The sequence below is a fragment of the Streptomyces formicae genome (assembly GCF_002556545.1).
GTDB classification, from domain to species: domain Bacteria; phylum Actinomycetota; class Actinomycetes; order Streptomycetales; family Streptomycetaceae; genus Streptomyces; species Streptomyces formicae_A.
The window spans coordinates 3,460,946-3,473,448 of sequence record NZ_CP022685.1; the positions used below are offsets into that span (position 1 = coordinate 3,460,946).

13 protein-coding genes and 1 tRNA gene are annotated in these 12,503 nt (G+C 69.6%); 7 read left to right on the forward strand and 7 right to left on the reverse strand.

Going from position 1 to position 12,503, the window contains the following annotated elements; translation table 11 throughout:
* Positions 1-82: 82 nt before the first annotated feature.
* From KY5_RS14785 to KY5_RS14795, 3 genes are all read left to right on the forward strand, one after another.
* Entirely contained in the window at positions 83-1,315 is a 1,233-nt protein-coding gene (locus KY5_RS14785; protein ID WP_098242691.1) for a GlxA family transcriptional regulator, read from the forward strand.
* 10 nt (positions 1,316-1,325) lie between these two features.
* The gene (orn, locus tag KY5_RS14790; RefSeq protein ID WP_098242692.1) at positions 1,326-1,928 is read left to right on the forward strand and encodes an oligoribonuclease; all 603 of its coding nucleotides are present in this window, start codon (positions 1,326-1,328) and stop codon (positions 1,926-1,928) included.
* A gap of 110 nt (positions 1,929-2,038) precedes the next feature.
* Positions 2,039-2,111, forward strand: a tRNA-His gene (locus KY5_RS14795).
* Positions 2,112-2,166: 55 nt separating this feature from the next.
* Here the strand turns inward: KY5_RS14795 and KY5_RS14800 are convergent.
* The 7 genes from KY5_RS14800 to KY5_RS14825 form a co-directional block, all read right to left on the reverse strand.
* On the reverse strand, positions 2,167-2,808 hold the full coding sequence (locus KY5_RS14800; RefSeq protein WP_098242693.1) for a hypothetical protein: 642 nt from the start codon (positions 2,806-2,808) through the stop codon (positions 2,167-2,169).
* Positions 2,809-2,847: 39 nt separating this feature from the next.
* Positions 2,848-3,480 carry a hypothetical protein gene (locus tag KY5_RS14805; RefSeq protein ID WP_098242694.1) on the reverse strand — a complete coding sequence of 211 codons (633 nt, stop codon included), beginning with the start codon at positions 3,478-3,480 and terminating at the stop codon, positions 2,848-2,850.
* The gene (locus KY5_RS14810; RefSeq protein ID WP_098242695.1) at positions 3,467-3,880 is read right to left on the reverse strand and encodes a hypothetical protein; all 414 of its coding nucleotides are present in this window, start codon (positions 3,878-3,880) and stop codon (positions 3,467-3,469) included. The genes KY5_RS14805 and KY5_RS14810 overlap by 14 nt, the downstream gene beginning before the upstream one ends.
* 64 nt (positions 3,881-3,944) lie before the next feature.
* A complete protein-coding gene (locus tag KY5_RS14815; RefSeq protein ID WP_234362731.1) occupies positions 3,945-5,258 on the reverse strand; it encodes a hypothetical protein in 1,314 nt (437 codons plus the stop codon).
* Positions 5,255-5,563 (reverse strand): hypothetical protein, encoded by a 309-nt coding sequence (locus tag KY5_RS14820; protein ID WP_098242696.1) that lies wholly within the window; start codon positions 5,561-5,563, stop codon positions 5,255-5,257. The genes KY5_RS14815 and KY5_RS14820 overlap by 4 nt, the downstream gene beginning before the upstream one ends.
* Before the next feature lie 309 nt (positions 5,564-5,872).
* Complete coding sequence (locus KY5_RS41785; RefSeq protein WP_159072527.1) at positions 5,873-6,082, reverse strand: hypothetical protein; 210 nt, start codon at positions 6,080-6,082, stop codon at positions 5,873-5,875.
* Between the two features lie 90 nt (positions 6,083-6,172).
* Positions 6,173-7,228, reverse strand: a complete 1,056-nt coding sequence (locus KY5_RS14825; protein ID WP_098242697.1) for a LacI family DNA-binding transcriptional regulator — start codon at positions 7,226-7,228, stop codon at positions 6,173-6,175.
* Between the two features lie 350 nt (positions 7,229-7,578).
* On the opposite strand from KY5_RS14825, the gene KY5_RS14830 reads away from it, so the two are divergent.
* The 4 genes from KY5_RS14830 (at position 7,579) to KY5_RS14845 (ending at position 12,422) form a co-directional block, all read left to right on the forward strand.
* Complete coding sequence (locus KY5_RS14830) at positions 7,579-8,913, forward strand: ABC transporter substrate-binding protein (protein ID WP_098242698.1); 1,335 nt, start codon at positions 7,579-7,581, stop codon at positions 8,911-8,913.
* 5 nt (positions 8,914-8,918) lie between these two features.
* Positions 8,919-9,926: a carbohydrate ABC transporter permease gene (locus tag KY5_RS14835; protein ID WP_098242699.1), complete on the forward strand. Its 1,008-nt coding sequence runs from the start codon at positions 8,919-8,921 to the stop codon at positions 9,924-9,926.
* A gap of 21 nt (positions 9,927-9,947) precedes the next feature.
* Entirely contained in the window at positions 9,948-10,829 is an 882-nt protein-coding gene (locus tag KY5_RS14840; RefSeq protein WP_199843570.1) for a carbohydrate ABC transporter permease, read from the forward strand.
* 123 nt (positions 10,830-10,952) lie between these two features.
* Complete coding sequence (locus KY5_RS14845) at positions 10,953-12,422, forward strand: glycoside hydrolase family 1 protein (protein ID WP_098242701.1); 1,470 nt, start codon at positions 10,953-10,955, stop codon at positions 12,420-12,422.
* Positions 12,423-12,503 lie beyond the last annotated feature (81 nt).

The following is a 12,503-nucleotide window of genomic DNA, read 5'->3' on the forward strand; positions in this document are numbered from 1 at the left end:
CGAGGGGAAACGTGCAGGAGCGACAGGCCCAACAAGCACGTCAAGAACAGGGAGCCGAGACGCCCGAGGGGGGTTTAGCACCATGAGCCACGACTCCACTGCCGCGCCGGAGACCACGGCCCGGAAGCTTTCCGGACGCCGCCGCCGGGAGATCGTAGCGGTGCTGCTGTTCAGCGGTGGCCCCATCTTCGAGAGCTCCATACCGCTCTCGGTGTTCGGCATCGACCGGCAGGACGCCGGCGTCCCCCGCTACCGGCTGCTGGTGTGCGCCGGTGAGGAGGGGCCGCTGCGGACCACCGGCGGTCTCGAACTGACCGCGCCTCACGGCCTGGAGGCGATCGGCCGCGCGGGCACCGTGGTGGTGCCCGCCTGGCGGTCGATCACGTCGCCTCCGCCGCCGGAGGCCCTGGACGCGCTGCGCCGCGCGCACGAGGAGGGCGCCCGCATCGTCGGGCTCTGCACCGGGGCGTTCGTCCTGGCCGCCGCGGGGCTCCTCGACGGACGCCCGGCGACCACGCACTGGATGTACGCGCCGACGCTCGCGAAGCGCTATCCGTCGGTCCATGTGGACCCGCGCGAGCTCTTCGTGGACGACGGCGACGTGCTGACGAGCGCGGGCACCGCGGCCGGAATTGATCTCTGTCTGCACATCGTGCGCACGGATCACGGCAACGAGGCGGCGGGCGCGCTCGCCCGCAGGCTCGTCGTGCCGCCGCGCAGGGCCGGCGGTCAGGAGCGCTATCTCGACAGGTCTTTACCTGAGGAGATCGGCGCCGACCCGCTGGCCGAGGTCGTCGCCTGGGCGCTCGAGCACCTCCACGAGCAGTTCGACGTGGAGACGCTGGCCGCGCGCGCGTACATGAGCAGGCGGACGTTCGACCGCAGGTTCCGTTCGCTGACCGGCAGCGCGCCGCTGCAGTGGCTGATCACCCAGCGGGTGCTTCAGGCACAGCGGCTCCTGGAGACCTCCGACTACTCCGTCGACGAGGTCGCGGGCCGCTGCGGCTTCCGCTCGCCGGTGGCGCTGCGGGGTCACTTCCGGCGCCAGCTGGGCTCCTCGCCCGCCGCCTACCGGGCCGCTTACCGCGCCCGCAGGCCACAGGGCGAGCGCGCGCTGGATCCCGTGCCGGTGACGCCGCAGGCCGTGCCCGTCCTGGAGGCGGGCCCGGTCCCGACGCAGACCCGGCGTACGGCGGCCGCGAGCGCGATCGGCCCTTCGTCGGCCTCCGTGCCCGCGTCCGATCCCGGCAAACCGCACTCGGACGTGTACGCGCCAGGCCGTCCGCCTCTGCCCGGGCAGAGGAGCGCGCCGTAGGGTAAGACGCATGAACGATCGCATGGTGTGGATCGACTGCGAGATGACCGGGCTCTCGCTGACGGATGACGCACTTATCGAGGTGGCCGCACTGGTCACCGACTCGGAACTGAACGTGCTCGGCGAAGGGGTGGACATCGTGATCCGCCCGCCGGACGCGGCGCTGGAGACCATGCCCGAGGTGGTGCGCACCATGCACACCACCTCGGGTCTCCTCGACGAGCTGGCCGGCGGAACCACGCTGGCCGACGCCGAGGAGCAGGTCCTGGCGTACGTACGTGAGCACGTCAAGGAGCCGCGGAAGGCCCCGCTGTGCGGAAACTCGGTCGGCACCGACCGCGGCTTCCTCCTCCGTGACATGCGGGCCCTCGAGGAGTACCTCCACTACCGGATCGTCGACGTCTCCTCCGTCAAGGAGCTGGCCCGGCGCTGGTACCCGAGGGCGTACTTCAACAGCCCGGACAAGAACGGCAACCACCGCGCGCTCGCCGACATCCGCGAATCCATCGCCGAGCTCCGCTACTACCGCGAGGCGATCTTCGTCCCGCAGCCAGGACCGGACTCGGACACCGCGAAGTCGATCGCGGCGAAGCACGTCCTGCCTGCGGAGTAGCTCCGCGGCCCCCCTGTGTACGGGGTCCGGAAAACGTGTGCGCGAGCACCCCTTCGGACCCTGTACACTTTTTCTCGGCCGGTCGGAAGAACGACAAACGACCGGACATGGTGGGTGTAGCTCAGTTGGTAGAGCACCTGGTTGTGGTCCAGGTGGCCGCGGGTTCAAGTCCCGTCACTCACCCTGATCGGCGAAGGCCCGGTCCGCGCAAGCGGGCCGGGTCTTCTTCGTGTGGCGGCTACCGAGCCGCCCCGGGCAGTCGGAGCGTCCGCGCGAAGTCGTCCAGGGGCTCCAGGGCCGCGGCGATCACCTCAGGATCGTCGTGGTGTCCGCGGAGGCAGACGTCGGGGACGCCGGGCGGGGTGTGCCAGTGGTACGTCACCGAGGTCATCATGACGGTGCTGTCCGCAGGGTAGGAACGGGTGACGCGGACCCCGTCCTCACCGAGGTGCGGCGAGGCGAACGTGATGCTTCCGGTTCGCTGCTGCCATGCGGGGATGTCCGGGTGCGGCACGGTGAGCGCGGCGGTCCCTTCGCAGGAGGCCGCGTCAGGAGCCTCGCAGTGGAGGCGCGTGGCGTGCACGACCAGGGGCATGCTGGTCAGCGGAACGGGGTGGTAGACGAACGCCTCGTCGGCCTGGACTGTGTCCCTGAGCGTCACCAGCGTCTGCTCGTAGAAGTCCTTGTGGAACCGGCGGAGCTTCCGGGTGAGCTCGATGTTGTGGATGGCGGCCAGGCCGGTCAGGTGCAGCCCCAGCCATTCCTTGAAGGTCCGCTTGTCGATCTGGAGGTGCAGATAACCCCAGAGGTCGGGGTGGGCATCCGTGTCGATGTGGAGCGGGGCGCCGAGGTCAGTGCTCCACAGAGTGCCTTCAGGCATGAGCGGTCTCTTTCGTCGGGGGCGGCAGCGGGGAAGCGTTCAGGCACGGCTCCAACGGAAGGTGCTCATGACGGCGTCGAACAGCTCCACGAGGGTGTCGTAGAAGGCGGGGTCGGAGCCGGGCGCGATCAGAGCGCTGAAGGAGAAGGTGAGGTACCGGTCGGGGGCGCTGTCCGGGATCGGCACGAAGTACTCGACCTGGCGGTGAGCGACGTCGATGCCCTGGGCGGCATCGGCGGGGACGTCCCGCTCCGAGCGCAGCGCCGCGGTGTCGTCGAGTTCCCGCATCTCGGCTCCGGGGGTCTCGGCGGCGAGGGCGAGCAGGACCGCTTCCGGGCCGCGGTCGGGCCTGATCCTCGGAATCTCGACCGGTTCGGAGGCCACGATCGAAACGGGCAGCGCGACACCGTGGAGACGTTCGGTGGGGAGGTAGAGGGTCACCCCTCCCTTGGACCGGGCACGACGGACGACCTTCTTCATCTCTTGAACGAGCTTCAGCCGGGCCTTCGGAACGTCGTCCTTGGGAAAGCCGACCGGCAACTGCTCGACGGCCTTGCGGACGATGCGGTCCATCGCCTCGCCGGTCCCCGTATACAGCGGAATCGCGTCCCAGCCGGGCGGCGGCACCAGGTTGAAGCCGGTGGGAACCCGGCGGTGCTCAGCGGTGGCCACGGTGCTCCCGCGTCTCTTCCACGGCATAGGCGACGCCGACGAACAGTGCCCACGCCGGGGCGGCGATCATGCCCGGCCAGAAACCGAAGAACAGCGAGGGCAGGAAGAAGCCGCCGCCCATGGCGAGGTCCCGGGTGAGGTACGGCGGGCGGCCCGCGTACCGGGGGTACCTCACGAAGACCCAGACGTAGTGCAAGAGGCAGCCGATGATCCCTGCCTCGTAGACGTAAAGCACGTCGTTCGCCCAGGACTTCGGCACCAGGATCATGATCCCCAATACCGGTAGGAACAGGGGCATTCCGATGATCAGGGTGAGCCGGAGCCGCCGGTTGGGGCCGGTGCCAAGTCCGGTGCGGGCGGCTTCGGCCTCGGCGATGCGTTGTGCCGAGTACAGGTCCATGATCGATCCTCAAGGTGCGGTGCGGACGGGTCGGCGGGATACGTCGCTCCAGGAATCCGTATCGCTACCAGCGGGTGTCGGGAGCAGGCTTCAGGGTGTTGTCCTTCCCGTCCGAGTACGCCGTGTTGTACGGCTTCTCGGCGGTTCCGAGCTTCTCGGCGGTCAAGCTTGTCAGGTCGCTCTTGCCCAGCGCCTTGTCCGTGACGTCCATCCCCATACCGGTCCAGGCGACGCCGAGGCCCGCCTGGTAGGACTTGTACGCCTTGTCCGCGGCAGCCCCCGCGGCCTCCGGGAAGGCGGCCTTGTTCGCCTGCAGCATCTTCGCCATGCCCGCCATCTCCTTGTCGCCGAGATGCACAACGGTCGACAGCGGGCTTACCCTGAGCGGCCCCTTGGTGACGAGGCCGACGTTCTGGGAGACGGACCTGCGCATGGCGTTCCGGGCCGCCCCGATGGCCTGCCGGCCCTGCCCCTCGGGCAGTCTGGTCATCGTCCGCCCCATGCCGTCCATAGCGCTCTTGATGCCGCGGAGCCCTCTGCTCAAGCCCGCGGTCCGGGCAGCCTGAGCAGCTCCCACGGTGGCCTTGGCCCCGCTGGCGAGCTTCGCGGCGGCTCCCAGGCCACCCACGACGAGCAGCCCTCCCACGACGTCGAAGATGACGTCCGTCCAGGTGGCATCGCCGGATGCCACCAGGAGGAGTCTGAGTCCGATCGCGAGTGCCGCGATCCCCAGGACGAGCAGGTTGAGGCCGGGGATGGCCAGCGCCAGGAACCCTGCCGCCGTCGCCACCCAGCCGAGAACATCGATGAAGGCCTTGATCAGGTCCGCGTTGTCATGGGCCCAGCCCTTGACGTCGTCCCACCACGAGTCCTCGATGACGTCGTCGAGCTCATCGTTGATTTTGCCAGCGCAGTGGTTGGAGTCGCTGTCGCGGTCCCCGGTGACAGTGCCCAGCCGGGTCCTGTACGGCTGTAGCGGATCGTCACCCTTCTCTGCTTCCTTGGCCTTCTCCCGCTCGACCTCCGCCTGCTTCTCCTTGGCCTCGCGCAGGATCCGGTCGGCGTCGCCCTGGTGGTCCTCCAGCTTGTTCGCCCACTGGGTGAGGTGTCCGTGGACCCGCTCGTATCGGGACGCCACCTCCCGCAGGTGCTTCTCCAGAGTCCCGGAGTCTTCGCGCAGGCGTTGGACGTACTTCCCCTTGAGCCTGTCCTCGTCGGAGATCGCCTTGAGGTTCCGTGCCTGCTTACGCAGCTTCTCTGCGACCGAGACCATGTGCCGGACCTCTGCCCGGACCTCCTCCGGGTCTCCGGGTACGGGGTCGGTCTCGCACAGCGGCTCCCAGTCGACGGGGCGGCGCTTCGACGCGGCGGTGCTCACCTGCCCTTGCCTCGGTGCTTGCCCTTGCCCTGTTCGGCGAGCTTGTGGTCCAGGGACTCGAATGACTTCCTCGTCTCCGCGACGAGCTTGCCCGTCGATTCCAGTCCCTCGACAAGCCTGGTGCGGTAGTCGTCCCAGTTGTCGACGAAGTCACTCATGGCGTCCGCGATGTTCCCGGCGCCCCAGTGCTTCTCCATGTCGTCACGACGGTTCTCGATGTTCTTGAACGTCGTGCGCAGGTTGCTGAGTTGACGTTCGCAATCGTTCAGGAACTCATAGTCGACCGTGAGATCGCTACCGGACACGGCTCTCCCTCCCGTGGCCTGACCGCCGTACTCGGCAGACCGCAGCGCATGTTCAGTGCCTGACCTGGAGCTTCTCGATGTTGCGTCCAGGGCACTTTCGGGCAGTACGTGCATGACCCCATCGCCGAGGGGCACAGGCGGGTCACCCGCACCATCTGGCCCGTTCCCGGCGAAAGTCCGGGGGATAGTAGCCGACGCGGCTGATCCGATCAGCTGCGGTGGCCCTGGCGAACGAGCCGGAGAGATCCCCGGCTCCCCCCCCGAAACTTTGCGCGAGCACTCACTCCCGGGTGAACGGCAGCCGCGTTCTCAGGATGTGTGGCGGCGTCGATAGCGGCGAGCCGACCACGTGCCTGCGGCGAGCCCCGGCACCAGACCGCCGAGGACGTTCACCGAACCGCCCCGGTCCGCCACCGCCCAGGCTGCCGCCACGACCACCACCGCGGCGCAGACCAGGGTGACCAGGGTCCCGATGACGATCTCTGTCCACCAATTGCGAGAGCTGTACGCCGTATTCACGGGTCAACAACTAGCAGGCCCGGCGCCATCTCACATAACTCGCATATCGCGCCCGTCCTGCACACCCCTCCCTTTGCTCCCTCCGGGCAGTCAGGACGAGGCGCGCTCCACCAGTTCCGTGGGCAGGACGATCTGCGGGCGGTAGAGGCGGCGGGTGGCGGGTGGGCGGTCGTCGGCGATTTCTGACAGGAGGACGTCCGTCATCGTGCGGCCCATTTCCGCGATGGGCTGGCGCACGCTCGTGAGGGGCGGGTCCATGTGGCGGGCGATCGCCGAGTCGTCGAAGCCGACCAGGGCCACGTCGTCGGGTATGCGGCGGCCCGCCGTGCGCAGGACCTGGCGGGCGCCCGCCGCCATCACGTCCGAGCCCGCGAAGACCGCGTCCAGGGCGGGGGACCGTGTCAGGAGCTCGGTCATCGCGCGGCGGCCGCCCTCCTCGGTGAAGTCGCCCTGGGCGATCAACGCCTCGTCGACCGGGTGGCCCGCCTCCGTCAGGGCGTCGCGGTAGCCGTCGAGGCGGCGCTGGGCTCCGTAGACGTCGAGGCGTCCGGTGATCGTCGCTATGGTGCGGCGGCCGCGGGCGACGAGGTGGTCGACGGCCGCCCTGGCCCCCGCGAAGTTGTCGGAGTCGACCGAGGCCAGGGTCTCGTCCGCCGATCTGCGGCCGCTGATCACCGCGGGGATGTCCAGCTGCTCCAGGAGGTCGGGCAGCGGGTCGTCGGCGTGTACCGAGACGAGCAGGACGCCGTCCACGCGGTGCGCCGCCAGGTACTGGGCGAGCCGCCTGCGTTCCCGGTCGCCGCCCGCGAAGGTCAGCAGGAGCTGCATGTCGGTGTCGGCGAGGGCCGCGCCCACGCCGTGGATGATGTCCGAGAAGTACGGCTCCGCGAAGAAGCGCGACTCCGGCTCGGGGACGACGACCGCGATCGAGTCCGTACGGTTGGCGGCAAGGGCCCGTGCCGCCGTGTTCGGGACATAGCCGAGCTCGGCCACCGCCTCCTCGACGGCGGCGCGGGTGCGCTCGCTCACCCGGGGCGAACCGTTGATCACCCGGGACACGGTGCCCCGGCCCACTCCCGCGCGGGCCGCCACCTCCTCGAGCGTGGGACGCCCCCCGCTCCGCCCCCTGGGCTGACGAGTCCCCATCTCTGCCTCCCGACGACGCGAAACGACGCGAATCTAACAGCAGGTCAACAGCAGGTCACACGATCGGCCCCCGCGCACCCGCCGTGCACCCGCCGTGCACCCGCCGCGCGGCCGGGCTCCCGGTGCCCGCGGGACCGGATCCGGATGCCTACAACTCTTGGCGTCCGCCGCCTTGACACCCCCGCGGCGAGCCGCGACTCTTCAAGACATCACACATGGGAGCGCTCCCACCGTACCTGGCTCTTACACGACCCGCACGTTCCCCGCCCGAGTTGATTTCCCCAACTCCCAGTCCCAACACCCCAGTTGACCGAGGGCGGTCGGCACGTTCAGGGCACGAGGAGGACGCAATGCGCTACAGGACTCGCACGTACCGCAAGGTGACGGTCCTCGCGGCCGCCACCGCCCTGGCCGGGGGCCTGCTGGCCGGCTGCGCCGAGGACAAGGAGGATTCGGGCGCCTCCTCGGGCGGCGGCGGAGGTGGCGGCAAGGGGAAGACCACCCTGACCATCGGCGTCTTCGGGGCCTTCGGTCTGCAGGAGGCCGGTCTCTACAAGGAGTACGAGAAGCTCCACCCGGACATCTCCATCAAGCAGAACTCCGTCCAGCGCAACGAGAACTACTGGCCCGCGCTGCTCACCCACCTCAGCAGCGGCAGCGGCCTCTCCGACATCCAGGCCGTCGAGGTCGGCAACATCGCCGAACTGACCACCTCGCACGCGGACAAGCTGGTCGACCTCGGCAAGGCCGACGGCGTCGACAAGAACGACTTCCTGGACTGGAAGTGGCGGCAGGGCACCAGCAAGGGCGGAAAGACGATCGGGCTCGGCACCGACATCGGGCCGACCGGCATCTGCTATCGCAAGGACCTCTTCGAGAAGGCGGGTCTGCCCACCGACCGCGAGGAGGTCGGCAAGCTGTGGGCCGGTGACTGGCAGAAGTACCTCGCGGTGGGCAAGCGCTACCAGAAGAAGGCCCCCGACGGCACGTCCTTCGTGGACGGGGCGACCGGTGTGATGGCCGCCGTGCACGCCTCGGGCAAGGAGAAGTTCTACGACAAGAACGGGGAGCTGATCTACAAGGACAGCCCCACGGTCAAGGAGGGCTGGGACATCGCCGCCCAGTTCGCCGAGGCGGGCCTGAGCGCCAAGCTCCAGCAGTTCCAGCCCAGTTGGGACCAGGCGATCTCCAACGGTTCGTTCGCCACGCTCACCTGCCCGCCCTGGATGCTCGGCTACATCAAGGACAAGGCGGGCGACAAGGGCAAGGACAAGTGGGACGTCGCCGCCGCACCGAAGCCCGGCAACTGGGGCGGCTCCTTCCTGACCGTGCCCGAGGCGGGCAAGAACAAGGAGGAGGCGACCAAGCTCGCCGCCTGGCTGACCGAGCCCGAGCAGCTCGCCAAGCTCTTCGACGAGCGCGCCAGCTTCCCGAGCGCCGACGCCGCGTACGCCCTGCCCGAGGTCAAGGACGCCAAGAACCCCTACTTCGGCGGCGCGCCCGTGGGCAAGATCTTCTCCAAGGCCGCCGAGGGCGTGCCGGTCCAGCCGATCGGCCCCAAGGACGGAATCATCTCCCAGTACCTGGCCGACACCGGGATGCTCGGCGTCGACCAGAAGGGAACCGCTCCCGACGAGGCCTGGGACAAGGCCGTGAAGACGATCGACAACGCCTTGGACCAGTGACCGGGATGACGAGCGACGCCCGAACCGCCGCGCCCTCCCAGGAGGAGGGCGCGGCCCCCCGCGACGGGGCCGCCGAACGCTCCGCCGACGAGCGCCGCAGGGCCCGGCGCAGCCGCCGCTACCGCTGGGACGTCAAGTGGAGTCCCTACGCCTTCATCGCCCCCTTCTTCCTCTTCTTCCTCGCCTTCGGGCTCTTCCCGCTGCTGTACACGGGGTGGGCCTCGCTGCACCGCGTGGAGCTCGGCGCCCCCACCGACATGGAGTGGGTGGGGCTGCGCAACTTCTCCCGGCTGCTCGACGACGAGTTCTTCTGGAACGCGCTGCGCAACACCTTCACCATCGGGCTCCTCTCCACCGTGCCGCAGCTCCTGATGGCGCTCGGCCTGGCCCACCTCCTCAACTACCGCCTGCGCGGCTCGATGTTCTTCCGGGTCGCGATCCTCACCCCGTACGCCACCTCCGTGGCCGCGGCGACGCTGGTCTTCGTCCTGATGTTCAGCCGCACCGACCACGGGATGATCAACTGGGGGCTCGGGCTCGTCGGGATCGACGCGGTCGACTGGCAGAACGGGGACTGGACCGCGCAGTTCGCCGTCTCCTCCATCGTGATCTGGCGGTGGACCGGCTACAACGCGCTGATCTACCTCGCCGCGATGCAGGCCATCCCGCACGATCTGTACGAGTCGGCCGCCCTGGACGGCGCGAGCCGCTGGCAGCAGTTCCGGCACGTCACCATCCCCTCGCTGCGGCCGACGATCCTCTTCACCTGTGTCGTGTCGACGATCGGGGCGACCCAACTCTTCGGCGAGCCCCTGCTGTTCAGCCAGGGCGCGAGCCCCACCGGGGGCTCCGACCACCAGTTCCAGACCCTGGGCCTCTACCTCTACGAGCAGGGCTGGTTCAACCAGCACCTCGGCAGGTCCTCGGCGATCGCCTGGACGATGTTCCTGATTCTCGTGCTGATCGGCCTCGTCAACTGGGCCGTCAGCCGCCGGATCCGCAAGAACGCGTGAGGGGATGACGTGACGACCACCCTGCCCACCAGGTCCACCGGGTCCACCGGTTCCGCCAGGCCGCGCAAGCGAGGCGCCGGACGCCAGCTGCACGGCGGCAAGGTGACCTACGCGGTGCTGATCCTCTTCACCATCGGCTCGCTCTTCCCGCTGGTGTGGACGGCGATCGCGGCGTCCCGCAACAACACCCGGCTCGCCGAGACCCCTCCTCCCTTCTGGTTCGGCGGCAACCTCTTCAAGAACCTGGAGATCGCCTGGACCGACGCCAACATGGGCACGGCCCTGCTCAACACCCTGGTGGTGGCGGGCACCATCACCGTCGGCACCGTGCTCTTCTCCACCCTCGCGGGCTTCGCCTTCGCCAAACTCCGTTTCCGATTCCGGGGGTTCCTGCTGCTCCTGGTGATCGGCACGATGATGGTGCCGCCCCAGCTCAGCGTCGTCCCGCTGTTCATGGTGGTGGCGAAGCTGGGCTGGACCGATCAGCTGCAGTCCGTCGTCCTGCCCACCCTCGTCAGCGCCTTCGGGGTGTTCTTCATGCGGCAGTACCTCAAGGAGGCGCTGCCCACCGAGCTGATCGAGGCCGCCCGGGTGGACGGTGCGAGCAGCCTGCGGGTGATCTGGCACGTGGTCTTTCCCGCCGCGCGCCCCGCGATGGCGGTGCTCGCCATGCTCACCTTCGTCATGGCGTGGAACGACTTCTTCTGGCCGATCATCGCCCTGACCCAGGAGGGCTCGCCGACCGTGCAGGTGGCGCTCGCCGGGCTCGGCCGCGGGAACATCCCCGATCAGTCCGTGATCATGGCGGGCGCGCTGCTCGGGACGCTGCCGCTGCTCATCGCGTTCGTCCTGTTCGGCAAGCAGATCGTGGGCGGGATCATGCAGGGTGCGGTCAAGGGCTGAGCCCCGCGCGGACCGCCGCGCCCAGATCCGCCGCCCCGCCGCGCACCGCCGCCCCGCCCCGCGCCTCCGCGCCGCACCGCCCCGTCAACTCCCCCTTTCCGTACGACTCATGGGAGCGCTCCTATGTCTTCGTCCACCGTGAACTCGATCTTCCCCGCCGGTTTCCTGTGGGGTGCGGCGACCGCCGCGTACCAGATCGAGGGGGCCGCGCGGGAGGACGGCCGCACCCCCTCCATCTGGGACACGTTCAGCCATACGCCGGGCAAGGTGCTCGGTGGGGACACGGGGGACGTCGCCGTCGACCACTACCACCGGTGGCGCGAGGACGTGCGGCTCATGGCGGACCTGGGCCTGTCCGCCTACCGCTTCTCGGTCTCCTGGTCGCGGGTGCAGCCCACCGGGCGCGGGCCCGCCGTGCAGCGGGGGCTCGACTTCTACCGGGCGCTCGTGGACGAGCTGCTCGCGCACGGCATCCGGCCGATGGTCACGCTCTACCACTGGGACCTGCCGCAGGAACTGGAGGACGCCTTCCCCAGCGGTTCCTCGGCGGGCGGGGGCTGGCCCGAGCGGGACACCGCGCACCGCTTCGCGGAGTACGCGGGGATCGTCGCCGACGCGCTCGGGGACCGCGTGGAGATGTGGTCGACGCTCAACGAGCCCTGGTGCAGCGCCTTCCTCGGCTACGGCTCGGGGGTGCACGCCCCGGGCCGCACCGATCCGGTGGCCGCCCTGCGCGCGGCTCACCACCTCAACCTCGCGCACGGCCTCGGCGTCCAGGCGCTGCGCGAGCGGCTGCCCGCGCGGGCGCGGATCGGGGTCAGTCTCAACCCGAGCGCCGTACGCCCCCTGACCCCCTCCGCCGCCGACCGGGACGCGCGGCGCCGGATCGACGCGCTGGCCAACCGCGTCTTCACCGGGCCGATGCTGCGCGGTGTGTACGACGACGATCTGCTCGCGGACACCGCGCGCATCACGGACTGGGCCTTCGTCCAGGAGGGCGATCTGCGCACGGCCCACCAGCCCATCGACTTCCTCGGCATCAACTACTACTCCCCCGCTGTCGTGTCGGCCGCCGCACGCGACGAGGCCGACGGTTCCGGTGCTCCGCGCCCTGACGGGCACGGAGCGAGCGCGCACTCCCCCTGGCCGGGCGCCGACGACCACGTCTCCTTCCACCGCGCGCCCGGTGAGCTCACCGCCATGGACTGGCCGGTGGACCCGACCGGGCTGAAGGACCTTCTCCTTGAGTACACCGCTCAGGCCCCCGGGGTTCCGCTCTACGTGACGGAGAACGGCGCGGCCTACGACGACAGGCCCGGCGCGGGCGGCCAGGTCCACGACCCCGAGCGCATCCGCTATCTGCACGGGCACCTCGCCGCCGTGCACGAGGCGATCGTGGCGGGCGCCGACGTCCGCGGCTACTACCTCTGGTCGCTCCTGGACAACTTCGAATGGGCGTACGGCTACAGCAAACGCTTCGGCGCGGTCCACGTGGACTACGCGACGCAGGTCAGGACCCCGAAGTCCAGTGCCCACTGGTACGCGAAGGTCGCCGCGTCCGGGGAGCTGCCCGGGGAGTCCGCGGCAGACTGAGCCGCAGGGCGCAGCGGCGGGCGGAGCCGAGTGGCAGGGGTCCACTCGGCTCCCTATTTTGCGGATATGTCGCATTCCATA